Raw genomic sequence first — 24604 nt, 5'->3', positions numbered from 1 at the left:
TTCAAATTAATTTGAACTGCATAGCAAATAATTACCACTAACAATGCTTTATCTATCTCCCATGAACCAGTAAGCTTAACGATATAAGTAATCCTCATAAACTCAATTCGATAGGACATTTCATGTCAACAATCCCAACTTGGCACAACTTTATTAATTCTGAAAAAGAGTTAACTTACCTAAAAGATACATTGACTTATGTCGCTAACGAACGCCAAAAAGGTAAAGTTATTTACCCTCCACAAGAAGATGTATTTAATGCCTTTAACTACACTGAACTAGCTGATATTAAAGTCGTTATTCTTGGGCAAGATCCCTATCATGGTCCTGGTCAAGCTCATGGTTTATCCTTTTCAGTTCGTCCTGGAATTAAAACGCCACCATCATTAGTCAATATGTATAAAGAGTTAGAAAAAGATATTATAGGTTTTGAACGCCCTACCCATGGCTATTTATTAAGTTGGGCACAACAAGGCGTATTATTACTAAATACTGTTTTGACTGTCGAACAAGGTAAAGCGCACTCTCATGCCCATTTAGGATGGGAGACATTTACCGATAAAATTATCGCGACGATCAATGAACATACTGAAGGAGTTGTTTTTTTATTATGGGGCGCTCATGCGCAGAAAAAAGGGCAAATCATTGATACAAAACGCCATCATGTGTTAAAAGCCCCCCATCCATCCCCACTTTCTGCTCATCGTGGTTTTTTAGGTTGTGGTCATTTTTCACAAACTAACGAATTACTAAAACAACAAGGCCAAAAACCGATTGACTGGCAACCCGTCATTTCAGAATAACTTCATTTCGTGAAATGGGATGCCGAAACATCCCATTTTGCACTATTTAATTATACTGTCTAAAACGTAGCTTATTTAGACACAATAACCATTGCAGGTCTTAATAAACGACTATTTAACGTATAACCTTTTTGCATCACATTAATCACTTGTCCTGATTGATGATCAGGAGATTCAATCATCGTCATTGCTTGGTGAACTTCAGGGTTAAATGGCACATTTGTCTCACCAACCACTTCGATACCAAATTTAGCAATCGCGCTTTCAAAAGCTTTTAGCGTTAAATCTAATCCTTCAAGCATGGCTTTTGATTCTTCGCTTTCATGATCCGCAGCTTCAATTGCACGCTCTAAGTTATCAATCACTGGCAATAATTCATTTGAAAACTTCTCAAGTGCGAATTTATGTGCTTTTTCAATATCTAACTCAGTGCGGCGACGAATGTTTTCAACCTCAGCGTGAGCACGTAGCATAGCTTCACGTTCTGTTTTCTTTGAAGCCTCTAATTGTAGCTCAAGCTCAGCAATACGCGCTGCTAACGCTTGTTCATCTGCTTGTAAATCGGCTGCTTGTTGAACTTCGACTTCCTGCTCTGATTGAACTTTTTGTGATTCATTTTGCTCAGAAGCTTGCTCTTCATGCATCTTTTGTTCTTTACTACTCATGAATATCTCCGCGTATTTAGCATTAATCCCATATATGAGAGTATTATGGGGATCTAAAACAGGGATTCAAGGGAAGTCATACAATGAGAGTATTATGGGGATCTAAAACAGGGATTCAAGGGAAGTCATACAATGAGAGGCCAAAAAAGTATGCAAATGGATAAAACGAAACCACAATCACACTTTAAAACAATCGGTATTGTCGGACATCCGAGACACCCTGAAGCATTAGCAACACATGAAGTTATCTATCATTGGCTTATATCTAAAAATTATCATGCCATTATTGATAAGCAAGTTGCAAAAGACTTGAACTTAAAAAATGCAAATACTGGTAATCTGACAGAAATAGGACAACAAGCTGATTTAGTCATTGTCGTTGGTGGTGACGGTAATATGCTTGGGGCGGCTCGTATTTTATCGCGTTATAACAACAAAGTTATTGGTGTTAACCGTGGAAATTTAGGTTTTTTAACTGATCTTGATCCCGATAATGCCCTGCAACAACTTTCTCGTGTACTTGAAGGGGAATACCATGAAGAACAACGCTTTTTATTAGAGGCCCAAGTTATAAAACCAAACCAAAAAGCCCGTAAAAGCAGCGCAATAAACGAAATAGTTTTACACCCAGGCAAAGTCGCACACATGATTGAGTTTGAAGTTTACATCGATGATAAATTTGCCTTCTCTCAACGCTCTGATGGGCTCATCATTGCTACACCAACAGGTTCAACCGCATATTCTTTATCAGCTGGTGGGCCTATTTTAATGCCAAATTTAGATGCGATTGTTTTAGTCCCTATGTTTCCTCATACACTGTCATCACGACCACTCGTTATCAGTAGCGATAGTAGTATTCGCTTAAAATTCATACGAAGTAATATTGATTACGAAGTGAGTTGTGATAGCCAAATAATGTTACCTATTCAAGATGGTGAAGAAGTTATTATCAAACGTAGTAATAAAAGCCTTAATTTAGTACACCCAAAAGATTATAACTATTTCAATACATTAAGCTCAAAGTTAGGTTGGGCTAAAAAAACTTTCTAATTTTTATGCTCTGGCTCTTTACTGTATAAAAAAACAGTTTACACTGTATGAAAACACAGTTGTGAATTTTCACAGGAGAGCGCAGATGCTAACCCAATTAACTATCAATAATTTTGCTATTGTTCGTGAGTTAGAAATTGATTTTCGCAGCGGAATGACCACAATTACAGGTGAGACTGGTGCTGGTAAATCTATTGCAATTGATGCTCTTGGACTGTGTTTAGGTAATCGCGGGGAAGCCAATATGGTTCGCCCTAGCGCACAACGTGCTGACTTATGCGCCCGCTTTTCACTTACTGATGCACAAATGGCCTCCAATTGGCTCACAGAACACCAACTTGATAACTACAACGAATGCCTATTACGTCGTACTATTACCTCTGACGGTCGCTCTAGAGGCTTTATTAACGGCGTTTCAGTCCCTTTATCACAATTAAGAGAACTAGGCACCCTACTCATCCAAATTCACGGTCAACACGCTCACCAGTTATTGCTTGATAACAACCATCAAAAATTTCTACTTGATGCATATTCAAACCAGCAAGATTTATTAGCCCAAATGAAAAAAACATGGCAAAACTGGCATAATTCATGCCAACAACTTGCTGTTTTTCAAAAACAAATGCAGGAACGTGAATCACGCCAACAGTTACTTAGTTATCATTTGAAAGAGTTAAATGAATTCATGCCAATACAAGGTGAATTTGAAGAAATAGAACAAGAATACAATCAACTCGCTAACCACGGACAATTTCTTTCTATTGGTCAAAGTACAACTCAAATATTGTCTGATAATGATGACACCAATATTATTAGCTTACTCAATACCGCTAAAAATGAATTAAGTGAATTAATCTCACTTAATCCAAAATTCTCAGGGTTGCTCGATATGCTTGAAGAGGCCTCGATTCAAGTAAGTGAAGTCAGTGATGAATTAAAACATTATTGTGATCAGTTTGAACTAGACCCAAATCGTTTATTTGAACTTGAAAAACGAATATCAAAACAAATTAGTCTTGCGCGTAAACATCATGTTACCGCAGAATCATTGCCAGAGTTATTTCAACAATTTTTAGCTGAACAAGAATTAATAGCAAACCAAAATGAAGACTGCGCCGCTTTAAATGAACAAGTTGTCACAAATCATCAAATCGCTTTAGAGTACGCAAAACGTTTACATCAAATTCGTTTGCAGTATGCACAAGAATTAAGTCATCTAATCACTGATAGTATGCATCAGCTCTCGATGCCGCATGGTAAATTTACTATCGATATCAAATTTGTTCCTGAACAATTACAAGTTGATGGTGCTTGTAAAGTTGAATTTAATGTTACAACTAATCCAGGACAACCACACCAAGCTCTTGCAAAAGTCGCATCTGGCGGCGAACTATCACGAATTGCACTCGCTATCCAAGTTATCACAGCGAAAAAAATGGATACGCCGGCACTTATTTTTGACGAAGTCGATGTAGGGATCAGTGGCCCTACTGCAGCAATTGTCGGAAAATTATTACGTGAGCTCGGCGAATCGACCCAAGTTATGTGCGTTACTCATTTACCTCAAGTTGCAGGTTGCGGTCATCATCATTTTTATGTCAGTAAAGAAACCAATGGCATCGAAACTGAAACGCATATGCAACTACTAGATAAAAAATCTAGATTACAAGAGCTTGCAAGACTTTTAGCGGGTTCTTCAGTGACAAAAAACACCCTTGCGAATGCAAAAGAATTGCTTGCAGCCTAATTTTTGACAACTTTTTTGCGCTCATGTGGTCTTAGAGTCAATCAGGAAGGTTTTAAATTGTATCAATGTCGATTATCATTGATGTTCTGACTCCAAAAGGAATGAGATATCCATGCGTTATAAATTGTTAACTGCTGCTGCACTATCACTCGCATTAATGTCTACGGGCTGTTCAATGATGGAACGTCTTGTCTATCACCCTGACATTAACCAAGGTAACTACTTAACCGCGAAAGATGTTGCTAAGATCCAAAAAGGAATGACACAGCAACAGGTCGCTTATACTTTGGGCACACCAATGTTATCCGACCCGTTTGGTACTCAGACCTGGTATTATGTTTTCCGCCAAGAACTTGGTCACGATCCTGTTCAGCAAGAAACTTTAACTCTCAATTTTGATCGTAATGGTATCCTTACCGAAATCAAAAATGAAAAAAATCTTGCAGCACAAGAATCAATGGAAAATAAAGAAATTAAAGCATCAGAAACAAAAGCAGCTGAATAACACATTACATTAATGTCATCTGTCTTCTGATACTGTTCTATACCTATTTTCAGTATTCTGAACAAGTAACTACCTGTTAAAGCTTAAAATTAGCATTTTGCAGGTAGTTACAAATATCTAATGACTAAAAATTTTCGTTATCGTCCCGTTTTCCATTGTCTATTAGGCTTTTTCCGTCTATCCATCTGATTTTTAAAAAATTAAGTTTAAAAAGCACAAAAACAAAAAAACCGAGCATTAACTCGGCTTATCAATCACACATTTGAAATTGAACTATTTTTTTGTTTCTTTTGATTTTTCAGCGCGTTTACGACGTAATTCTTTCGGATCTGCAAGTAACGGTCGATAAATTTCAATTCTATCCCCATCTTGCACCAAATCACCTAATTTGGCAGGCCGACTATAAATACCCACTTTATTTTTTTTTAAATCTATATCAGCACGTAGAGATAAAATACCTGATGCAATAATTACATCTTCAATAGTTGCACCATTGGCTACCTTAACAGGCAATAAAAACTGCTTTTCAGGTAAGGCGTAAGCCACCTCAATATTAAGATCAGACACTATAAACATCCTTAGCTCTTAATGTAAAAGCCTGAACCATATTATTAGCAAGTTCCTTAAAAACTTTACCAAAAGCCAGTTCAATTAATTTATTAGTAAATTCAAAATCAAGATGAAACTCAATTTTACAGGCATCTGCACTTAGGGGGATAAAACGCCACCCTCCAGAGAGCTTACTAAAAGGCCCTTCAACCAATTGCATATGGATACATTTATTATCTTCCAATATATTTTTGGTCACAAACGTTTTACTGATCCCCGCTTTCGACACCTCGACAGCAGCAGTCATTTCATCATCATGATGGCTAATAATACGGCTACCCACGCACCCAGGTAAAAAACTAGGGTATGAAATAACATCATTAACGAGTTTATACATTTGTTCTGCACTAAAAGGGACCAATGCAGAGCGACTAATCTGTGGCATATCAATTCCTATCCCCAAAAACTGCGCATATAATACCACTATTGATTGGTTAAACAAAAAACAAAACCCATATAGGGCAATAAATGCACAATTAAAAAAATTTAAGTACAGAAAGATTTATTTCAACTCAGCTTAAAGTATAATGATTGAACTATGACAAAGAAAAAACCCTATAAACCCGGTTCAGCAACAATTGCTATGAACAAACGTGCTCGCCACGAATATTCTATCGAAGAGGAGTTCGAGGCGGGTTTGTCCCTACAAGGTTGGGAAGTTAAATCATTACGTGCGGGCAAAGCCAACATTAGTGATAGCTACGTCTTACTTCGAGATGGTGAAGCTTATTTGTTTGGTGCAAACTTTACACCACTAATGGTTGCATCATCGCACGTTGTTTGCGATCCAACTCGTAGCCGCAAATTATTATTAAACCAACGTGAATTAGACACTCTATATGGTAGAGTTAACCGCGAAGGTTATACCGTCATCGCACTTTCCTTATATTGGAAAAATGCGTGGTGCAAAGTTAAAATTGGCGTAGCCAAAGGTAAAAAAGCACATGACAAGCGTTCTGACATCAAAGATCGTGAATGGCAGTTAGATAAAGCACGTATAATGAAACATTCTAATCGCTAACCTCTAGCTTTATAGCGTAATTTTCTGTTATACTGCGTTCAACAACTTGGGGCTGATTCTGGATTCGACGGGATTTGCGAAACCCAAGGTGCATGCCGAGGGACGGTTGGCCTCGTAAAAAGCCGTAAAAAAATAGTCGCAAACGACGAAAACTACGCACTAGCAGCTTAATAACCTGCTCAGAGCCCTCTCTCCCTAGCCTCCGCTCTTAGGACGGGGATCAAGAGAGGTCAAAACCAAAAGAGATCGCGTGAATGCCTTGCCTGGGGTTGCAGCGTTAAACTTAATCAGGATAGTTTGTTAGTGGCGTGTCTGTCCGCAGCTGGCAAATGAATTTAAAGACTAGACTAAGCATGTAGTACCGAGGATGTAGAAATTTCGGACGCGGGTTCAACTCCCGCCAGCTCCACCAAATTAGTATTCGAATGCATTCGTAAATATTCGAAAACACCTTAAAAAGCCTTAATTCATAACGAGTTAAGGCTTTTTTATTATACGTTTATATTCGTTACCTATCGTTTTAACTCGAAAGCTTTGGTAGTATGTTTAGTAGTAAAGGATAGATACTACTATTTTTCTTACTACCAAAGTCCTGTCCTTATAAAATTTCTTTATATAGTTATGTTTTTCGCTGAAAAATGCGTCCCGCTGTCCCAAGGCAGCTTATCACATTGATATATAAACAAAAAACATAGGACAACACCCCGTCCTCGGCTATTGTCCCAACATTTATAAATCAGCCACAAAAATGACTTAACCACATGATTTAAAATAAAAATACATACTGGGACACTAAAATTAAAATAGGACACACTGTTAAGTAATAGAGCAAATGTCCCGTAGTAGTAAGCGATTTAACCGTTAAAAACGTTACTACCAAGATAGAGAATCGAATATGCCTAAAAAAATAAAGCCCCTATCCCCTACGGCTGTAGCCAACGCAAAAGCTAAACCTAATCAGGCAGGGGAACTTAAGGACACAATATATCGAGACGGGGACGGATTAGAACTCCTCGCTAAAGTTTCGGGTTCTCGTCGTTGGTACTTTCGTTACTACAAGCCGCTTACACAAAAACGCACAATGATAGCCATTGGTGAATACCCTGCTATTGGATTAGCTGACGCCCGTAAAATCAAAGATGAGTACAAAGCATTACTGGCACAAAATATTGATCCTCTTGATTGGGGTAAACAGCAACAAGCTATCGCACAAGAGGAAAATAGTCATATTCTTGAAAAAGTTGCTACTCGCTGGATAGCCATTAAAAGAACGACCGTCACACCCGACTACGCAAATGATGTATGGCGTTCACTTGAAAAAGATATTTTCCCCAAATTAGGTAAGATGCCAGTCTCTTTACTCAAAGCCCCTATGCTGGTGGAAATATTAAAGCCTATTCAAGCAAGAGGAAATTTAGAGACAATAAAGCGCCTTACTCAACGAACAGTTGAAATAATGGACTTTGCGATGAATGCAGGGATTATTGATGCCAATCCGTTTACTACCGTTAGTAAAGCGTTTCCTAAGCCTAAGAAAAAGCATAATCCGACCCTAAAACCCGATGAGCTTCCTCGGCTAATGCGTGCGCTATCTGTTGCACAAATTGAATTATCAACGCGCTTAGTTATTGAATGGCAATTACTAACCGTTACTCGACCAGGAGAAGCCGTACAAGCTCGTTGGTCTGAAATTGACTTTGATAACAAGTTTTGGAATGTGCCCGCTGAAACAATGAAGATGGGCCATGCACATACAATCCCATTAAACCAACCTGCTCTCGATATCTTAGAAGTCATGAAACCTATTTCAGGCCACAGAGAATTTGTCTTTCCTCATCGTTCTGAACCTTCAAAATCGATGAATAGCCAAACAGCTAACATGGCCTTAAAACGTATGGGATTTGAAGGCTTACTAACGGCTCATGGAATGCGCGCTATCGCTAGTACCGCAATGAATGAACAAGAGTTCATGCCAGATGCTATTGAAGCAGTACTAGCCCATAGAGAGAAAAATTCGGTACGTGCAGCCTATAACCGCTCAACTTATCTTGAACAACGAAAGATTATTATGGATTGGTGGGGGCAATTTGTTAAAGGTGCTGCAACTGGTGACATGACAGCCGCAGAATGTATTAAGGGCTTACGGGTTATTGGTGAATAACATGAGCAAAGATCTGTTCACTCTAGAAAATATCAACAAGGCTAAGGTGCTATTTTCGCCACATAGCGAGGATGATATTTATCTAACTCACCTCTCCTCGGCACATTGGTGCATCCACCAGCTTTCTACGTTATCAGAATATGATATTGAACAAGCTTTAGACTACCTTAACGTGTGGGATTTAATCGATGTACCCCAAGAAACAGCTAGAGAACTAACTAAAATCGATAGCTATGCTTGGCGATATTGCGTAGCTGAACCATTATCAGATGGAAATAAAACAATACCTCTTGTTGGTGCTTGTGCTGTTTTGGGTATGACCGAAAATGAAGATATTCCAAATGATAAATATCTACTTGCAGCGAGTAATTTTGCTTTCGCTATCTTAGCTAAACAAACGGACGATGCAGAAGTAGTTAATAGCTTTGATAACCTGAGCAGTCTGGATTTAATAGAGAAAAGGCAAAAAGCAGCCTACGCTAAACACGATAAATACTATGGCCCAATTAAAGCAAAAATAAATGTATGGGCAGAGCAAGTAATTAGTGAAGATAAAGGAAAAATAACTATGACAGCCTTAACTAACCAAGTTGATGCTAGATATCATGATTGGGTAACTGAACATCCTGTTGGCTCAATCGAATATATGAAGTTACATCCATTCAATAAAAATCAAGATGCAGATAAGGGGATTTCTTGGGAAACTATTTATGATTGGGTCACGCCGTTACTGAGAGATAAAAAAAATAAGCCAGCTAAATGACTGGCCTATTTAATTATAAATCTAACTTCGTTTCATCAATACGATAGTAACGCTTCCGTTTACCGTCGATAGGATTGTAAGCCCTTGGGTTATATTCAAATTTAAACTGCCCACTTGGCTCTTGAGCTTCTTTAACGCCTATTAGCGCGCCAACTTTATGCAGCTCGGCTAATGTCATTTCCATGTTACAGTTGGCTAATACCCTATCTCGCATAGCATCAGCCGTTACCCAATACACACCGCCAGCATCTATAACTTCATCAGTGTTATCCGTGGTTTCATCGACAAAATCACCAATTGAAGTATCTAGCGTTTGATTTAGAACATAATAGCCGTCAAAGGTAGATAACGACGAATTAACGCCTATCTGCTTAAAACGCGCTTCGCGGTACGTACTTAAATAAGCACAAAGTTGCTTAATACCGTTTACACTTTCTAAATCCCCTACCGTTCCTCGTTCTTCAACGTAACTATTAAAACAGGAACCTACGCCTTTAATAGCTTCACCATTACCCCAACCTGTTACGCCCAGCTCAGTCGCATACTCTCCCGCAGAAGCACATAGAGCAAAACGCTCTAATACTCGGTCAAGTTGAGAACTTGCATTATCTGGACGGTACATAGCCTTAAATTCGGCAATATATGCATCAAGCCTTGGCATTAACTCTGAGCGTTCAATATGTGTAAGCTTCTCAAGCCAGTGAATGCCGGCAGAACCATAGTATTGAGTTGATAAAGTATTGAGACTATCAGCAAATGCTTTCGCGGAGGACATATTATGGATATCATCAAACACACCCAACTCATCACTAACAATCGCAGGTATATCAACAAATCGAGCTTGCTGACCTGCAGCTATAGCTTCACCTGCTGCTTTGAGATAGTTTTCAAAAGCATCTTCACTAGAAGCTAGAACAAGAGTTCGCCATTGTAGAGTATCACGTAAAGTAACATCTTTAGTTCCTCGGACTTTACCCTGTCCGAGTGCCAACATATAAGCAATTTGCCCCACCATTTTAGGGTTAGCCGCTTTCAGCTCATCCAGTATTAATGGAAGATCATTATGAGCGGTGGCCAGAACTTCAATTCCAACTAGTGAAGTATTACAGCTATGTGCATAGCCACCTGTTGTAGCACCACTCCCCCAAACAGAAGCCGCTGTATGTTGAGCCGTGCTCTTACCTTTAGAAGATGGGCCTTTTAAGCTAAAGACTCCACCATCGACACCGAGGACGTCTAACAATGGTGCAGATAGTGCCACACAGACCGCAAAAACTAATCGAGTGTTATTAACACACTTAGCCGCTATATGTTGTTGCCACTCTTCTAATGTGCCTAATTGAGATAATTGGCTGCTTTCGGTTTTCTTTCTACCAGATAAACGGTACATGATTTTATCGTCGGTAGGGCCAATCGTTCTATCGGGTAAAACAAATGCATGAGCATTAAACCAACCTGTTGTATCTGCCAATGTAATGCGCTCTTTTGCTGTTGTAATATTGAAGTAATCGAGTAACGCTCTACTTTGTGAAATGTTGATCCACAAGCCTAAGTTAGCGAGTCGCTGGAGGATATCCGTACCTTGTTTATGTAATTGCTCATCGGGAACAATAAATTGCTTCTGTATAGAATCCCTATCATTAAACGTAATTAACTTACCCCAGTTATCGCTATACGCATCACGAGTTAAGCCTCGAATTGAAAATAAAGCGGAAACTTGCTTAGTAACAATGATTTTATTCTTACCTGTCCCTTCCTCTTTATTGAGCATTAACCCTTCATCCGTCATGTATAGACCGACTTTTTTAAGCTCAAGATAAGGTCTTAACTTTTGTGGGTTTACCCAACCAAGGCGATCCGCTTTTGCAAAAACAGCTTTATAGCTGGTTAAATCTGCTCTAGATGTAGCCCAAGTCTCCTCGAATGCTTGCTGATCAAATGTAGAGCCGCCAGCGATAGACCATGATAAAGCCAATTGATAGGCTTCATCTTCATAAGGCGTATTTTTTAGACTACCGAGTGCCGCTAACACTTTTTGCCAGTCAGTGCGCCCACCTTTTGATATTTCAACCATTGGCGGAAAAAACAAAGCATCCTGTAAATCGGCTAAGGTATGTTCATCAACATCAAGCCAATTATCAAAATCGGTAAAATCATCAGTGTTCGGCTCATATCTTTTAGGTGCTTTTAGCTCTAGCGTATCCGCACACTCTAAACATCCTGCAACGTTGACTAGCTCACCATCGAATTTATAGGTAATAGCATCTGTAACTGGTACGCCTTTTCTAATTTCTTTATTCAACGGGTTCTTTATCGGTAAATAACACTGTTGTTCTGCACGATATACCGAATCATCCCATCCAATGGCTGGACTCCATGAACTATCACCTAGCTGTTCAGCCAGTGAACTCAAAGCTTGGTTAATTTCTACTTCAATAGCTTTACTGACTAGTTTCCCTTGATTGCGGTCAACCTCACTATTCAACATAAGCACAAAGCGGCAACGAGGAGCATCTACGGTGTAGTTGAACGTGGTGTATAAAAGCCCTTTATATCTTTTTTGCAAATAACTGATCAGTACTTGGTAGGTTTTAGGACTATCAAAACTGTCACAATCAAAGCTGATAAATCGACGTTTAGCGGCAAGTAAAGATAAACGCCAAGGTTTAGTACCTTGAAACTTTTCAGGATGCTTTTCTTTTGGGTCTTGCCCTCGAGGATGTTCACCTGTTGCCATTGGAGCACAAAAATATTGCTGATATTTTGCTTTAGCGGTATCGGACAGAATTTTATTGATAAAATCGTCCTCATCCTCTGCACACCGCTGTTCGGGCGTAATGTCGAACTTATCCCGACCTCGGGAATAGTAGATTTTATCTGCCATATATTAACTACCTAATTTCTTATTACGTTTTCTTTCATTAGCCTTTATACGACGACGTACAGCCCGATTAACAAAACCCGAGTCCATGACAACCATATCGCCATAACGTTTTTCTATGCCTACATCTGATGAAAATGTTTCTGCTTTAGCTGCGCTACAACGCTGTAAAACTGCAATATGTGAGTTAGAGTATTTAGACATAATGTTAGTTATCCTTGCGAGAACTAAGCTGGGCGGCTAAATAAGCATCGACTTCACTAGCCGCCCACCCTACACGCCTTAGCCCTAATTTGACGGACTTTGGAAACGTAGGCGTTCTTTTTAAAAACTCATGAAAGCCACTATCAGACTTATAATGCAGTAAAGCTTTTACTTCCTTTTTCGTTAGCATTGATTCACCCGTTGTCATTGTCTTCACCTTTATTCGGTATTATTCGGTTTACGCTGAAAAGGTACGCTGGCTAATTACCGCTTATAAGACTTGTGCATGTGCAGAGGGGAATAGACTCGAATAAGGCAAAGTTGCAAAAAATTACCCACTCCGCGAAATATTCACCCTCTAACACCAATTACTAATCAGTTGGCTTTTCGTTTTGCATCTTGATAGCCATTTGTGCAGCGGTTTCTTGCGCCCATGCGATTAGGTCATTGGAGAGGTCTTTAGCCTGTGGATCTAACGCCAAGAACTGAGCCGCTTCTAATGCCGCAGCAATTGGGCGAATTGCATCCGCAGGCGTAGCAAAAACAGGATGATTAGGCATGTCCCACCTCCTGACGAATACGCGCAGAAAATACACAAGGTGAGTCGGGAAGTAATGAACGCGCTTCTTGTTCGCTGGTGGCTTCAACAATGAAATATTTAAATTGTTGGCAGGAGAAAAAGCGCCATATAAATTTAGGGTGAGTTTGGGTAGGGGTAGCCATCATTATGATGATCTCCGTTAACTTAAGTAAGGAGTCACCACCAGAAACGCCAATTTCGGGGGGTGGTGACGACAGTAGAGTTGGCGTTACTGGAGTTAACGGATTCCAGCCAACCTTGCGGTTGCTCTGCTGCCGCCACCATAGATTCAGCGCGTTATGGTACCGCATTTAATAGGTGTGCGTAGGCATGGACACAAAAAAGACGCAAAGCGCGTCATGTGTCGCCGTTAACTCATTCAGGACGCCAATCCTGATACTAGATTTTGCTAGTACGAGATCACTATATCGAATTGATACCGGTAGAAGCAAGTTATTTTCACAATAACTTTCTTGATTTACAACCTCAATTGAGGTTTAATAAATGGAAAGTCATCTAAAGGAACTCAACATGCAGTTATTAAATACAGAAAGAATAAAAGTTATTCATCAGGAAGATGATGTAAATGCATTTTTATCATCTTTAGATGTAAGTACAGAAGAGTTTACAGAAATATTATATAGAGCATTAAGCAAACGAGAATCAGTAACCTCAAATTTCCCTGCGGCATCTAAAGGGCACTTTTTTACTGGTGAGGCTGTTAGCAGCTCTCGTGAAATCCTTAGTCTTAAAGGCTTCAAAAAATTATCTATTCGAAATGTTGAATTTGTTGCGAACGATAAAATAGCCATTCATATAACTCGAGGATGCGAACAAACAGGATTGGTTAATGGTTATCCAGAAACGTTCTATCCTAAAGGTGAATTTACATGTGACCTAATGGGGCTTTTCGAAAATGATATGCCTGGTCAAGGAACTTTACCAACAATAAATGATGAACAGCTAACTTTTGATTTTCCAACTACCAATATTGAAAATATATCTCCACTTCCTAACAAACTAAATTTAGACTTATGGTTTTTAATGTATACATTTACTGAACCTAATAGCTTTGGTCAACAAACTATACGAGCTGAATTTTCAAGGCCTTTAACGTTTAGTTATAAGAATAAAATTAATAGTTTTTCAATTCGAGTAATTCTTTCGATACCAACTGATCACCCTATAGAACCAGTGACAATTTCACCAGAATTCACTCCAGATATCGATATTGATATCCTTAACGTTGGTTAATTTATGTATTTTTCTGAACGGATTCGAATGGCTAGAGAGCGTCGAGGCTTAACACAAAAAGCTCTCGCAGACGCTACTGGATTAACAAGTAAAACAATTAATAACTATGAGAATGCAAATAATTTTGAACTAGCTATCGATGATAATATAAGCAAAATAGCTAACGCACTGAATTATCCATTAAGTTTTTTTGAAGTTGAAGATACACCTACTTTAGAAAACGATACCGTAAGTTTCCGCGCAATGACAAAACTTTCTGCGGGTCGGAGAGCATCAGCAATCAGCGCAGGAAAATTGGCTCAAGATATATCTAAATGGATTGAGTCTAGCTTTCGACTACCTGAACCTTGTTTACCTGATTGCTCCTTTGATAATTTCATGGGGCCAGATCAGGCTGCAAGGGTTACAAGAGAAGCTTGGGGATTAGGAGAATTATCTTTAAAAAATATTATTCACTTAGTTGAATCTAAAGGAGTAAGAGTTTTTTCTCTTGCTGAAAACTGTCTTGAAGTCGATGCTTTTTCTTTTTGGATGGATAACAAACCATTCATGCTGCTGAACACCATGAAAACACCAGAAAGAAGTCGATTTGATACCGCACATGAATTAGGCCATTTAATTATGCATAAGCACTCAAGTAATAGCGGTAGAGAAGCTGAAATAGAGGCAGATCGATTTGCTTCTGCATTTTTAATGCCAGAGCGCAGCGTATTAGCTAATGTGCCAAGAATGCCATCCTTAGATTTATTAATTGAATTAAAGAAATTTTGGAATGTATCTTTAGCTGCTCTTGTACGACGAACTTTTGATTTAAACCTTTCAACAGAATGGCATTATAGGCAATTATGCATAGATTTAACTCGTAGAGGATTCAAAACATCAGAGCCTGAAGGATTAGAAGTTAGAGAAAAATCGCTTATATTAGATAAAATATTCACAGCATTAAGACAGCAAGGGATAAAAAGATCTGAAGTTTTAGAACAATTAAATATACCTTTAGATGAAATGAATGCGTTAACATTCAATAACCCTTTCTTTATGGAAGCTTATAACGGAATTTCTGAAAGCAATGACTACCGTTCTGCTAAAGCAAAATTAAGTCTTGTAAAATGACTATATGTATTAAATTAGCTTCCGATCTCCGAGAAATATTGGAAAAGACCCATACTAAACTTGATAGTATGGGTTTTCCTTTCTTTTTTGATTTTCCTGTAAATTGTTGCCAAGGAAGTTCTATCCTCCTCGGGTTAGAAGCATCACAAAACTTTCCCACATCCAAAATTGAAATTGTCTTAGGAAGTACTAGAAAACGAAATATACATCACTATTGGGTTGAAATAGATAGCAAAGTATATGACCTAACAATTGACCAATTTTCATCTTGGATAGATAAAAAATATCAATGCCCCACCAGCCCTGTGTATGCAGCTGAAAAACATCCACTGAGAAATTACTTTTTCTATAAAGAACGCTATACACCTATTGAAGCATACGTAATATTTTGTAGTAAGCATGCTAACTTAAGAGATGTCATTACAGTACAAAGCTTAGTCAAAAAAGAACTCGAGCCATATGGTTGGAAATAGCTTATGTGATTTTACATAATTGAAATTTAATTTTCGCATGTTATTTTGCCTTACGACTACGCGCAATCCACTGGTCGGGGATAACATCCTCACCACCTAAATGGCGGTTTACACCCGCTCTATTTTAAGACGGGTATACATGCCAACACTTTTTATTCCAAAAAATATAGTAAGGTGTGTTAACACTATCTAAACAACAATAGGTATATGCCAATGGCTACGGGTGATATAGATAATAAATCAACTAAAAAACACATTCGCTTTCCACATGAATTACTTGAATAAATTAACTCAAGTGTAAAGTTTGAAAATCCTAATTTTTCAGCGTGGGTTATTAATGCCTGTGAGAAAAAACCAAAATCAGAAAAACATGAAGCTAAGTAGTCATGATAATAACTGATGGGTAAAAAAATCGATGAACTACCAGATAAATAATCAGTACAGTGAGTGCTACATACATGTTTTAAACCTTATAGTTTAATTTTTATATCTAAGGAAACTGAAATGACAGTCATGACAATATTTAATATTTTTACCGGATTGGTTAGTTCAACAATATTACCGTTATTCTTCTATTTTGGTAGGGATAGAGTTAATCGACAAGATAAAATCTTAGAACAACCAACATCACGCGAATTTGTTGATTTCGTTGAGAATGAGAGAGTGAGAAGGCAAATCGAAGTTATTACAGGGGTTAGTTTAAGTGTAGCACAACCGATTATTGTTAGCATTTTAGATAAATTTAAATATGAATTGGCATCAGCAAAATTTTTCAAACCAGTAAATGTTTTTTTATCTGTCGACCAATCTAATAATCAACTATCAATAAATCATCAAAAAGTGAAAAAACATCATCGAACTGTAATATGGCTAGGTGCAGCAATTATAATCCTTGCTATATTTCTATCAATCGCAGTTGTAATAAAATCATGGGTAGGGGTCTCTGTTTTTGCTTTATATATAGCAGGTCTTTTAATTGCCGCCATCGTGATAGCCCCACCTTCGGATAAAATTATTTCAGCTAAAGAGAATGTAATAAAAAGATACTATAACGAGAATAATTAATAGAAAGATCCATATATTTAACTACGCCCAATTTACAGGCAGGGGATAACATCCCCACCACCTACATATAGTTATTTACTGTTTAAGTATTTAGAATTTTAAAGACTCTTATATATAAGTGTTCAATACAGTTCACTTCTAAAAGCTGGTGGTTGTTAGATAACCCTGTCTGAAAATTACCGCTTCAATTTGTAAAATGATCCTGCTTAAAATTCAATTCTACCGACTTGGTATAATTAATATAAATCAGTATGTTATAGGCTATTCGCTTTATCTCTTTCATATTGTTAAAATGTACTAACTGGTACAAAAATCACGAATCACTTTATAACCACTACTGGTATAGAAAACTATAGGTGTAAAAATGCAAAGAGATATACAGAAGATACTTTTACATTGGGGTGGTTGGGTAGTTCGTGGGCGTACTGGCCTTGGTTACTCGTCTGTTGCCGCTGGATTTAAAGGCTTAGTGAGTCGCACGAGTATTACTAAGCTGTCATGCTGTGACGAGGACGGGCTTATTATTGATGGTTGTATTGCGAAATTGCGTAATGTCCAGATGGAACAAGAATGTGACTTTATCGAATGTTACTACGCTAAAGGTATGTCCAAACGTTCTATAGGCCGTAAGTATAAGCTGAATGAAAGTGAAGTCCGTAAACGCATGGCGATAGCGGAAAGCTTTATCTTAGGATGCTTAACTGCTGTAGATGAACCTTTAGAACTAAATTTACTTTACGGCTTTCCCCGTCACCAGCAACGCGTACAGCCACAAAATGCCGCTGTTCTTAGATAACCCTGCCCGAGTAGATGGTATCGTTTTTGAACCATGTTAAAAATTGCATGGTTATATTCGTTTGGCCCTCAGTCCTTGAAAATACCAATTCTGATTTATAAAAGGGCTTCCACGATAATCAAATGTGAAAGTAGCTATAGATTTATACTTATTACTCCGGTATTCAAGGGGGGAGTTCGGCAAGTAAAAATCACCAAGTAACGCATTACAATATTTACAACCATTGGAAAGGTAAAAACCACCCGCAGTTTTACTATAACGTTGTTTTAATTCGCCTATGCCATGCGATTTTAGAACTTCATTACTTATATGCTTGTGTATAAGGTCTTTGCAATCTTGATTACCAAAAGAGATAAAATCTAGAGCTATATTATCGAGTGAATGGATCCCTATTCCTCGGACAATGTTAGTTTCTTTCCCACACCGCCAGCATTCCTCTTTGTACGGAATAACCTTAGCTTGTAACTTCGAATTATTATGGGGATGCCAAGTTAACTTTTTCTCTAAAACGCCTGTAATGAATTGGTCGACTGAAACCGAGAATTGAGGCAAATAGTAATTATTATTTTCGTCCTGCAGCAGACCAAACATTGGTAAATCGTAGGATATACAAATATCGCGAAAATAAAATTCTTTGCCTTTTCTCAATTTGTGTAACCAAAGAACTCTATTAATGCCTGACGCTATGTACTTAGCCTGTCGTTCTTTGAATACATCCATGCTCTGTTGTGATAGCTGTACTTCAAATATCAATTGAACATTATTTTTAGTGCAGTAGACATCAGCTATCCACTGCTCACCTGTTGGCGTTTGGCCTGATTTCTCTGTAGTAACAGACCATCCAGCTTTGTGCGCTAACTTTGCAATTAAAAATTTCAGGTATAAGTGATCTGGGCTTTCCCTTGCATACTGGCAATCGCTTTTGGGTTTGTGCGAAAAATGAAAGTTATTTAGCTTACTGGTTTTGGGTATGGCCCCGTGTCCACAGCACGACATTACGAGAGTTCGTTTTTTATATGAGTCTTTTAACTCTTCCCATTCCCTCTCATTAAAAGTGAATGAGTGAATTTCTTCCCCATCTAAAATTGCTTTTATCGGCATGCCCCCCCTCCCTGAAATAATGAAAAAGTCAAAGCTAGTATACATAAGTACACTTCCTAACTGGTACAGAAAAGCACAGGTTAAAATTCAGCCGCACCTATTAGGTACAATCCGAGGAGGGGTAACGCATCGGGACACAGAAAAAATGGGTGTCCTGCGCATTGTCCCATGATATGTACGTTAGGCAGGTATATTAACTATATAATATATATAATATTTTTATATTAATATATATTACATAGGACAGATGGGACAGCGGGACAAGCAAAAATAGATAAATGTATTTATAAAAATACTATACTCTCCCCCTCCTCGGTCTAATCACCCTAGCAAAATACTTTGGTAGTAAGCTTGGTAGTAAAATTAAAAACAATAAATACAAATAACATTATTTATCAAATGATTACATTACCAATTCCAATTCCGCCAGCCCAAAGATAATTACACTCCTTGCTGAGGACAATCTATTTCTATGCGTGGCTTGCGGCTGGGGGATGAGACTCGTTTTTACATAAATGCATCAAAAGCCGAAGGAAAGACTGATCATTGACTTTTATTTTCCGGCTAATGCATATAATTCCTTTATGGATAAAACAAAAAACTGGTGAGTTTTTTCACAAGGCTGTCATACGACAACTAAAACAATACCAAGAAATGGCTGAGCATGGGATTATCAATCAAGATATAGATATATCCGACAAAAAATTACCATTCAACCCAGGGGTCGACTAGATTAGGTTACACTCTTTTCCATATAGTAATATCGCTACTAGTTGCAGCTACAATAAATTCACCATTCCATGAAAAGCCGGCGCAGACAAAAAAGTCAGACATTATTCTCAAACAGCCTTCTTGAAATCTATCTATTAATGGATCTTTACCTAAAGGCGCCCATATTAAGTATTCTAAGGGCCATTTAGGAGAAGCAACTGTCAATGTCTCGCCATAATGGTTTGCTACAGGCAATCCCCCACCGCATAAACCAGATATAGATATGGACTCATTTGATATAATACCTATCCCCATAGATGTTAGGTTAAAGGAGCTATACCAATCGCCATACTCTTCATAATCTCTCGCAATTTTTTCACCTGTATTACAATCTATTAATCCTCTGCCTGCGGATGATATTACCAATAACATATTGCTATACTGCTTAGAAAAACCGACCTCAGTTAAGCCACCAATGGCAATTATTGAACATAACTCCCATCCTAATGGTGCTTTAGCATCAGGGATACTTTCAACTATCTTAACTAACCTATGTTTTGTATTGAATAAATTGCGCAAAGCATCACCATCCCGCCAGTTAGTTTCAATAATGTTAGCTTAGCGGAAGTACAAATTGAAGCAAACAAAAGACCCGCGGAATTTGGCTTTACTTACGCCATCGCGATCAAGGCGGTAATTTCAGATAAGCTAACATAGATGGTATTATGCAATCACTTCATTAAATTACTTTGAGAGAAAAGCCATGTTTGAATCTAAAAATATGCCACTAATTTCATTCAGTGCATTTTTAAAACGAATGCTATTGCATTTTAGTTACGCACTTGCGCTAGTCCTTGTTACTTTGCTAATAGGCATTGTCGGGCACATAGCCTTTGATTCGAGCATAAATTTACATGATGCAGTATTTAATAGTGCTTTTATAGCCAATGGCATTGGCCCATATATTGTTCCACAAAATATTTCAGGAAAGTTTTTTTTCGCTTTCTATGGTGTATTCACCAGTGTCGTCTTTATGACCACTCTAGGATTAATATTTGCACCTATTGCCCATCGATTATTACACAAATTTCATTTAGATGATGAATAAGAAAATCCATTAGAGTGGATTATTTTAAAACAGTTTCTACTAGAAATTTAAATGGTAGATGCTCATTCACCTCAGCAATTTTTATTGGACCATAAATATAAAGGTGATACGTCTATGTCTGGATATTTTAATTCATTCTTCGCTTCCTTTTTCACTCCTCTAATTATTTTTATTATGGTATTTTTATATAACTATAGTTTTTATTAAAAAGCCTTTAATCAAAGGTTTATTGTTCCATTTCCCGAACTACCATTCTACTCTAAGAACCTTTTTATAATCTAAATGTCTATTGATGCATAATCACAACTTTTTTGGCGCATATGAAAAGTCTATTTACGTTGATATCTGTATTTGCGATAGATATTGCAGGGTATTTGGTTTATATAGCAGTACTTTATATTAAAGTACGCTTTTAGCAGCCTCAACTTCCCGTATTGCTTGCGCGACAAGTGAAAACCTTGAACTAAGTTAAATTCATGTCGACTACTTGTAATATTTGATATAAATCACTGATAATGTATTAAATAGTAGATTAGGTGTTATTATCGACACCACTTCAATAAGTGGATCTACACCCTTTTTGACTTTAGTGAATTTTTTTAAGTATTCTGATTTGGAATGATTTTGGAAGTGGCTCTTTTACTAAAATGATGCAAAGGTTACAATGAAGAAAACAACTATTATTAATATCTATAATCGAATAAATATTAAATATGATACAAATGACTTAAGCACACATTTTAATCATAATAGCTAACGAATTAGCACATGCTTACTTCTCATCCAACTAGGTGAATTCATGGCGAAAGTCGCAGAAAGCTTTTATTTAACATTATGTCTCGTCATAAGTTTTATCATTACCTACTATGCAGCAGGCATTGATGCAACACTCTGGAGCTCACTATCAACTCTGCATGGCTACACAATATTCAATAAAGCCAATCAATATAAAAATATCATCTATTCGCTATTGTGTTCCTTATTGGTTTTTTTGGGTTCCGCGTTAGGCTACCTTTTCGGTTTTGACTCTCTATTTTTTATCGTCCTCTTCATATCGCCTTTTGTTTACTACCAGTTTTACAATATTGATTCATCATTAGATATGTCAATTAAGTACTTTATGATTTTCTACATCATAGGCGCAACACTTAATGAATCTAGTTTTGATGGCCTTGTAATAGGTCTACTAATAGGAACAATTATAACGCTTGCATTTTGCTACGCCATGAGTAAACGCGAAGAAATCACGCTATTTCAAATAAAGAAATACATCACACTAAAGAGAGATAAGTTATCTTATAATCAATTATTTCAGTCATTTATCTATTCTTTAGGGTTACTTTTATGTGTTTTAACCTCTAGAGCTATTAATCTTGACCATTTTTTCTGGGCTCCATTAACGTATATTTTTGTTTTAAATCCTAAGTTAACCAATATCATTAAGCTAACTAGAGACCGTGTTATTGGTACACTAGTCGTTGTTTTTCTACTCTATTTTTCCTTTAACCTCGTAGAATTTATGCCGTATATTGGCTTTGCACTCATACTCATTTTTGCTTTCTTGATCCCTATTAGTAATACAAAAAAAAATAATGTATTTGGTACGTTTTGTCTTACAGGACTTGTATTATCCTTAATAGAAATGTCCATTTTCTTTAATAATGTAGATTATCACCTTTTACCTGAGAGAGTCATGGAAACGCTTATTGGAGGGATATTTGCAATTATATGTAGTTATTGCATTAAATTAATGATGAAAAAAAATAAATAATGACTTCTAAAATGAATTACCCTTATTTTATCGAATGATAAAATAACTAAAGAACTTAACTGAAAACTGGAAATTTTAAAATAATCTATATAGGTTAAGTAGTTAAATAATTTAATCCGGTGACGGATGAAAGCTCCGTCAGCCCGTTTTAAAATTTATCTTTGCTTTTTTGAAAGTTATCTAAATTCCGTCTATATGTTAACGCAATATATTTTCTCGAATTTCTACAAGTGTTTTTATTTGCCTTCCAGTGTCTGTAAAATTTAATGGTGATAACCATTGTTGCATAGTTTTATTGACGATATCCCATTCAGTATCAATAATTGAAAACCAATCTGTATCACGGTTTCGCCCCTTAGCAACAAGTGCATTTCTAAATGTACCTTCATATTGAAATCCAAGGCGTTTAGCAGCACGGCGGGAAGGCTCATTTAAGCTATTACACTTCCACTCATAACGTCTATATTTTAGCTCTTCAAAAACATATTTCATCAAAAGCCAATGCGCTTCAGTTGACATAATCGTGCCACTTAGTAGAGGCGAAAAGTGAACATGTCCAACTTCAATGACGCCATTATTTGCATCTATTCGCATAAGAGCAAATACACCTATGGCTGCCTGTGTGTTTTTATCTAAAATGGTAAAGAAAAATGGATCATTTTTCTGACATTTATTTTCAACCCACGAAAAATATTCAGCAAAATTTTTAGGCGCTTCATCAAACAACCATGTCCAACTTCTACCATCAGGCGATTTTAAAAATGAATTATATAAGCTTTCAGCATGATCCAAATTTAGAGGCTCAACCATACAATATTTGCCTTCCAACACAACGTCAGATGGCTGTGGACGAGGAGACCAATTTTTAACTAAATGACCTATTGGCTGTCCAAATTCATTCTGTGTGTACATAAAAACCTCTTTTTAATGGATTATCACAATTCTAGTGAAATGTTGATAACACTCAAGAACCAGTTTTTTGATATCATTAAGTACCAGTTCTCATCATCAATAATTTATTGTTTAGCTAGTCATGAATATCTAATAGCCATATGCCATCACTCATTTAAATACTTCACACAATAACCTATTACCTTAGCGATGAATGAAAAATTTACTTTCTTTAAAGATCTTTTAAATCATCAGGAATATTCTTTTTTAAAATTCGCCAAAAATCTTCTGCGGTTTTATTTAATCTCGTATCCATTCGATAAATATATGCCTGAATAGGAATAGTTAGCTCTGGCGTATCAAGGCAGACTAATTTTTTTTCTTTCAGTTCATCAACAACAGAATAAATAGGTAACCAAGCGATACCATGTCCATCTAACGCCATATTTTTCAATAGCTCACTCATCGAGGACATAAATAATGTTTTAGAACTAATCGTCCCCGATTCACTTAATCGGCGATTAACTAACCTCCCCATATACGATGCACTCGTATAATTGAGTAACGGCACCTGTGGTTGATAAATATCGAATAATGGTGCTCCAAATTCATTTGTGGCACAAATAGGGTAAAGCTCAGACTCAAATACATTTAAACAACTAAAGGGGGGTTGCATAAGATCTTCATCATAAAAAGAGATAATAAAATCACTTTTCCCTTCCCGTAAGGTATTGACCACTTGAACAACATCAATCGCTTCAACATGATAAACAAATTCGCCACCATAACTTGATAGTGAATGAACTAACTTAGGTAACATAGTGAGTGATAATGAATGCGCCGCCGCAATTTTTATATTGGGAATACTAAGTACATTACGCCCTGAAAGCTCATTAAGATTGCATTCGAGTTGCTGTAAAAGACTCCGAGCTTGAGAATGAAAAACCTTACCTTCTTCTGAAAGCTGTAACGGTAATGTTGTTCTATCAAATAACTCAACACCTATAGCTTCTTCCAGTGCTTTTATTCGGCGGCTAAATGCAGGTTGAGAAATATTGCGCTGTTCTGCTGCGTGAGAAAAATGACGACAAGACTCTAAAGTTAAAAAGTCATATAGCCATTTCGTTTCTATATTTTTCATATTATTTGACCCTAATCACACTTTACGGCAATGATGTTTAATTAATTACTTTAATTTCATTGATAATTAAAGTTAATTATTAGTTACATTATTCGGTAATATTTGTATCTTCATTATTTGTATTATGCATAACCCTACTAATTTAAACATTACTTAAAATCAATTTATATTGCTTATATTCCTCATACTGC

General features: G+C 37.1%; 26 protein-coding genes, 1 other RNA gene and 1 pseudogene. 15 read left to right on the top strand and 13 right to left on the bottom strand.

All coding sequences use genetic code 11. From position 1 onward, the window contains the following. Positions 1 to 122 precede the first annotated feature (122 nt). Positions 123 to 803: a uracil-DNA glycosylase gene (gene ung, locus DD649_RS18770; protein ID WP_294110509.1), complete on the top strand. Its 681-nt coding sequence runs from the start codon at positions 123 to 125 to the stop codon at positions 801 to 803. A gap of 71 nt (positions 804 to 874) precedes the next feature. Here ung and grpE read toward each other — a convergent pair whose 3' ends face one another. Continuing rightward, positions 875 to 1468, bottom strand: coding sequence for a nucleotide exchange factor GrpE (gene grpE, locus DD649_RS18765; protein ID WP_294110505.1), 594 nt, complete (start codon positions 1466 to 1468; stop codon positions 875 to 877). Positions 1469 to 1624: 156 nt separating this feature from the next. On the opposite strand from grpE, the gene nadK reads away from it, so the two are divergent. The 3 genes from nadK (at position 1625) to bamE (ending at position 4770) form a co-directional block, all read left to right on the top strand. Beyond that, the gene (gene nadK, locus DD649_RS18760; protein ID WP_294110690.1) at positions 1625 to 2518 is read left to right on the top strand and encodes an NAD(+) kinase; all 894 of its coding nucleotides are present in this window, start codon (positions 1625 to 1627) and stop codon (positions 2516 to 2518) included. Between the two features lie 85 nt (positions 2519 to 2603). After that, the gene (gene recN, locus DD649_RS18755; protein ID WP_294110503.1) at positions 2604 to 4265 is read left to right on the top strand and encodes a DNA repair protein RecN; all 1662 of its coding nucleotides are present in this window, start codon (positions 2604 to 2606) and stop codon (positions 4263 to 4265) included. 112 nt (positions 4266 to 4377) lie between these two features. Continuing rightward, positions 4378 to 4770 (top strand): outer membrane protein assembly factor BamE, encoded by a 393-nt coding sequence (gene bamE, locus DD649_RS18750; RefSeq protein WP_294110501.1) that lies wholly within the window; start codon positions 4378 to 4380, stop codon positions 4768 to 4770. Between the two features lie 273 nt (positions 4771 to 5043). On the opposite strand, the gene DD649_RS18745 is transcribed toward bamE, so the two are convergent. Together DD649_RS18745 and DD649_RS18740 are read right to left on the bottom strand one after the other, a co-directional pair. Next, the gene (locus DD649_RS18745) at positions 5044 to 5337 is read right to left on the bottom strand and encodes an RnfH family protein (RefSeq protein WP_294110498.1); all 294 of its coding nucleotides are present in this window, start codon (positions 5335 to 5337) and stop codon (positions 5044 to 5046) included. Next, the gene (locus tag DD649_RS18740; protein ID WP_336431039.1) at positions 5330 to 5764 is read right to left on the bottom strand and encodes a type II toxin-antitoxin system RatA family toxin; all 435 of its coding nucleotides are present in this window, start codon (positions 5762 to 5764) and stop codon (positions 5330 to 5332) included. Before DD649_RS18740 ends, DD649_RS18745 begins: the two co-directional genes overlap by 8 nt. Positions 5765 to 5917: 153 nt before the next feature. On the opposite strand from DD649_RS18740, the gene smpB reads away from it, so the two are divergent. The 4 genes from smpB to DD649_RS18720 all read left to right on the top strand — a co-directional run bounded on the left by smpB (position 5918) and on the right by DD649_RS18720 (position 9324). Next, the gene (gene smpB, locus DD649_RS18735) at positions 5918 to 6400 is read left to right on the top strand and encodes an SsrA-binding protein SmpB (protein ID WP_294110494.1); all 483 of its coding nucleotides are present in this window, start codon (positions 5918 to 5920) and stop codon (positions 6398 to 6400) included. A 48-nt stretch (positions 6401 to 6448) separates the two neighbouring features. Further along, positions 6449 to 6812: a transfer-messenger RNA gene (ssrA, locus tag DD649_RS18730) on the top strand. A 483-nt stretch (positions 6813 to 7295) separates the two neighbouring features. Further along, entirely contained in the window at positions 7296 to 8561 is a 1266-nt protein-coding gene (locus DD649_RS18725; RefSeq protein ID WP_294110492.1) for an integrase domain-containing protein, read from the top strand. A gap of 1 nt (position 8562) precedes the next feature. After that, positions 8563 to 9324: a hypothetical protein gene (locus DD649_RS18720; RefSeq protein WP_336431038.1), complete on the top strand. Its 762-nt coding sequence runs from the start codon at positions 8563 to 8565 to the stop codon at positions 9322 to 9324. 13 nt (positions 9325 to 9337) lie between these two features. Here DD649_RS18720 and DD649_RS18715 read toward each other — a convergent pair whose 3' ends face one another. The 6 genes and pseudogenes from DD649_RS18715 to DD649_RS18690 form a co-directional block, all read right to left on the bottom strand. After that, positions 9338 to 12208: a DUF927 domain-containing protein gene (locus tag DD649_RS18715; protein WP_294110488.1), complete on the bottom strand. Its 2871-nt coding sequence runs from the start codon at positions 12206 to 12208 to the stop codon at positions 9338 to 9340. Positions 12209 to 12211: 3 nt separating this feature from the next. Beyond that, entirely contained in the window at positions 12212 to 12409 is a 198-nt protein-coding gene (locus tag DD649_RS18710; RefSeq protein ID WP_004250475.1) for a hypothetical protein, read from the bottom strand. Between the two features lie 4 nt (positions 12410 to 12413). Further along, positions 12414 to 12617 (bottom strand): AlpA family phage regulatory protein, encoded by a 204-nt coding sequence (locus tag DD649_RS18705; protein ID WP_294110473.1) that lies wholly within the window; start codon positions 12615 to 12617, stop codon positions 12414 to 12416. 163 nt (positions 12618 to 12780) lie between these two features. After that, positions 12781 to 12969, bottom strand: a complete 189-nt coding sequence (locus tag DD649_RS18700; protein WP_294110472.1) for a hypothetical protein — start codon at positions 12967 to 12969, stop codon at positions 12781 to 12783. Next, positions 12962 to 13132, bottom strand: coding sequence for a host cell division inhibitor Icd-like protein (locus DD649_RS18695; RefSeq protein WP_272575033.1), 171 nt, complete (start codon positions 13130 to 13132; stop codon positions 12962 to 12964). Before DD649_RS18695 ends, DD649_RS18700 begins: the two co-directional genes overlap by 8 nt. A 27-nt stretch (positions 13133 to 13159) precedes the next feature. Next, a pseudogene (locus DD649_RS18690) lies at positions 13160 to 13274 on the bottom strand (ash family protein); the annotation flags it as partial. 246 nt (positions 13275 to 13520) lie between these two features. Here DD649_RS18690 and DD649_RS18685 point away from each other — a divergent pair. The 5 genes from DD649_RS18685 (at position 13521) to DD649_RS18665 (ending at position 17690) form a co-directional block, all read left to right on the top strand. After that, positions 13521 to 14243 carry a hypothetical protein gene (locus DD649_RS18685; protein ID WP_294110470.1) on the top strand — a complete coding sequence of 241 codons (723 nt, stop codon included), beginning with the start codon at positions 13521 to 13523 and terminating at the stop codon, positions 14241 to 14243. A 3-nt stretch (positions 14244 to 14246) separates the two neighbouring features. Further along, positions 14247 to 15356, top strand: coding sequence for an XRE family transcriptional regulator (locus tag DD649_RS18680; RefSeq protein ID WP_336431037.1), 1110 nt, complete (start codon positions 14247 to 14249; stop codon positions 15354 to 15356). A gap of 38 nt (positions 15357 to 15394) precedes the next feature. Continuing rightward, positions 15395 to 15829 (top strand): hypothetical protein, encoded by a 435-nt coding sequence (locus DD649_RS18675; protein WP_294110466.1) that lies wholly within the window; start codon positions 15395 to 15397, stop codon positions 15827 to 15829. 504 nt (positions 15830 to 16333) lie between these two features. Further along, positions 16334 to 16894, top strand: coding sequence for a hypothetical protein (locus tag DD649_RS18670; protein ID WP_294110464.1), 561 nt, complete (start codon positions 16334 to 16336; stop codon positions 16892 to 16894). Between the two features lie 364 nt (positions 16895 to 17258). Then, a complete protein-coding gene (locus DD649_RS18665) occupies positions 17259 to 17690 on the top strand; it encodes an antiterminator Q family protein (protein ID WP_294110462.1) in 432 nt (143 codons plus the stop codon). 51 nt (positions 17691 to 17741) lie between these two features. Here DD649_RS18665 and DD649_RS18660 read toward each other — a convergent pair whose 3' ends face one another. After that, entirely contained in the window at positions 17742 to 18791 is a 1050-nt protein-coding gene (locus tag DD649_RS18660; protein WP_294110461.1) for a competence protein CoiA family protein, read from the bottom strand. 738 nt (positions 18792 to 19529) lie between these two features. After that, positions 19530 to 20081, bottom strand: coding sequence for a hypothetical protein (locus DD649_RS18655; protein ID WP_294110460.1), 552 nt, complete (start codon positions 20079 to 20081; stop codon positions 19530 to 19532). A 184-nt stretch (positions 20082 to 20265) separates the two neighbouring features. Here DD649_RS18655 and DD649_RS18650 point away from each other — a divergent pair, with 184 nt between their 5' ends. Both DD649_RS18650 and DD649_RS18645 read left to right on the top strand, forming a co-directional pair. Further along, positions 20266 to 20610, top strand: a complete 345-nt coding sequence (locus DD649_RS18650) for a two pore domain potassium channel family protein (RefSeq protein WP_294110458.1) — start codon at positions 20266 to 20268, stop codon at positions 20608 to 20610. Between the two features lie 799 nt (positions 20611 to 21409). Further along, complete coding sequence (locus tag DD649_RS18645) at positions 21410 to 22381, top strand: FUSC family protein (RefSeq protein ID WP_294110456.1); 972 nt, start codon at positions 21410 to 21412, stop codon at positions 22379 to 22381. Between the two features lie 198 nt (positions 22382 to 22579). On the opposite strand, the gene DD649_RS18640 is transcribed toward DD649_RS18645, so the two are convergent. Beyond that, positions 22580 to 23293 carry a GNAT family protein gene (locus tag DD649_RS18640; protein WP_294110455.1) on the bottom strand — a complete coding sequence of 238 codons (714 nt, stop codon included), beginning with the start codon at positions 23291 to 23293 and terminating at the stop codon, positions 22580 to 22582. Between the two features lie 211 nt (positions 23294 to 23504). Then, on the bottom strand, positions 23505 to 24413 hold the full coding sequence (hypT, locus tag DD649_RS18635) for a hypochlorite stress DNA-binding transcriptional regulator HypT (RefSeq protein ID WP_294110453.1): 909 nt from the start codon (positions 24411 to 24413) through the stop codon (positions 23505 to 23507). Positions 24414 to 24604 lie beyond the last annotated feature (191 nt).

It is taken from the genome of Providencia sp., from assembly GCF_003533305.1.
Classification (GTDB): Bacteria; Pseudomonadota; Gammaproteobacteria; order Enterobacterales; family Enterobacteriaceae; genus Providencia.
Note: the sequence above shows the minus strand (reverse complement) of the source record. Positions and strands in the feature narration are given on the sequence as shown.

Coding starts and splice junctions, on each gene's coding strand:
- ung (WP_294110509.1), top strand. CDS start 123: ATGTCAACAATCCCAACTTGGCACAACTTTATTAATTCTGAAAAAGAG.
- grpE (WP_294110505.1), bottom strand. CDS start 1,468: ATGAGTAGTAAAGAACAAAAGATGCATGAAGAGCAAGCTTCTGAGCAA.
- nadK (WP_294110690.1), top strand. CDS start 1,625: ATGGATAAAACGAAACCACAATCACACTTTAAAACAATCGGTATTGTC.
- recN (WP_294110503.1), top strand. CDS start 2,604: ATGCTAACCCAATTAACTATCAATAATTTTGCTATTGTTCGTGAGTTA.
- bamE (WP_294110501.1), top strand. CDS start 4,378: ATGCGTTATAAATTGTTAACTGCTGCTGCACTATCACTCGCATTAATG.
- DD649_RS18740 (WP_336431039.1), bottom strand. CDS start 5,764: ATGCCACAGATTAGTCGCTCTGCATTGGTCCCTTTTAGTGCAGAACAA.
- smpB (WP_294110494.1), top strand. CDS start 5,918: ATGACAAAGAAAAAACCCTATAAACCCGGTTCAGCAACAATTGCTATG.
- DD649_RS18725 (WP_294110492.1), top strand. CDS start 7,296: ATGCCTAAAAAAATAAAGCCCCTATCCCCTACGGCTGTAGCCAACGCA.
- DD649_RS18720 (WP_336431038.1), top strand. CDS start 8,563: ATGAGCAAAGATCTGTTCACTCTAGAAAATATCAACAAGGCTAAGGTG.
- DD649_RS18715 (WP_294110488.1), bottom strand. CDS start 12,208: ATGGCAGATAAAATCTACTATTCCCGAGGTCGGGATAAGTTCGACATT.
- DD649_RS18710 (WP_004250475.1), bottom strand. CDS start 12,409: ATGTCTAAATACTCTAACTCACATATTGCAGTTTTACAGCGTTGTAGC.
- DD649_RS18705 (WP_294110473.1), bottom strand. CDS start 12,617: ATGACAACGGGTGAATCAATGCTAACGAAAAAGGAAGTAAAAGCTTTA.
- DD649_RS18700 (WP_294110472.1), bottom strand. CDS start 12,969: ATGCCTAATCATCCTGTTTTTGCTACGCCTGCGGATGCAATTCGCCCA.
- DD649_RS18695 (WP_272575033.1), bottom strand. CDS start 13,132: ATGGCTACCCCTACCCAAACTCACCCTAAATTTATATGGCGCTTTTTC.
- DD649_RS18685 (WP_294110470.1), top strand. CDS start 13,521: ATGCAGTTATTAAATACAGAAAGAATAAAAGTTATTCATCAGGAAGAT.
- DD649_RS18680 (WP_336431037.1), top strand. CDS start 14,247: ATGTATTTTTCTGAACGGATTCGAATGGCTAGAGAGCGTCGAGGCTTA.
- DD649_RS18670 (WP_294110464.1), top strand. CDS start 16,334: ATGACAGTCATGACAATATTTAATATTTTTACCGGATTGGTTAGTTCA.
- DD649_RS18665 (WP_294110462.1), top strand. CDS start 17,259: ATGCAAAGAGATATACAGAAGATACTTTTACATTGGGGTGGTTGGGTA.
- DD649_RS18660 (WP_294110461.1), bottom strand. CDS start 18,791: ATGCCGATAAAAGCAATTTTAGATGGGGAAGAAATTCACTCATTCACT.
- DD649_RS18650 (WP_294110458.1), top strand. CDS start 20,266: ATGTTTGAATCTAAAAATATGCCACTAATTTCATTCAGTGCATTTTTA.
- DD649_RS18645 (WP_294110456.1), top strand. CDS start 21,410: ATGGCGAAAGTCGCAGAAAGCTTTTATTTAACATTATGTCTCGTCATA.
- DD649_RS18640 (WP_294110455.1), bottom strand. CDS start 23,293: ATGTACACACAGAATGAATTTGGACAGCCAATAGGTCATTTAGTTAAA.
- hypT (WP_294110453.1), bottom strand. CDS start 24,413: ATGAAAAATATAGAAACGAAATGGCTATATGACTTTTTAACTTTAGAG.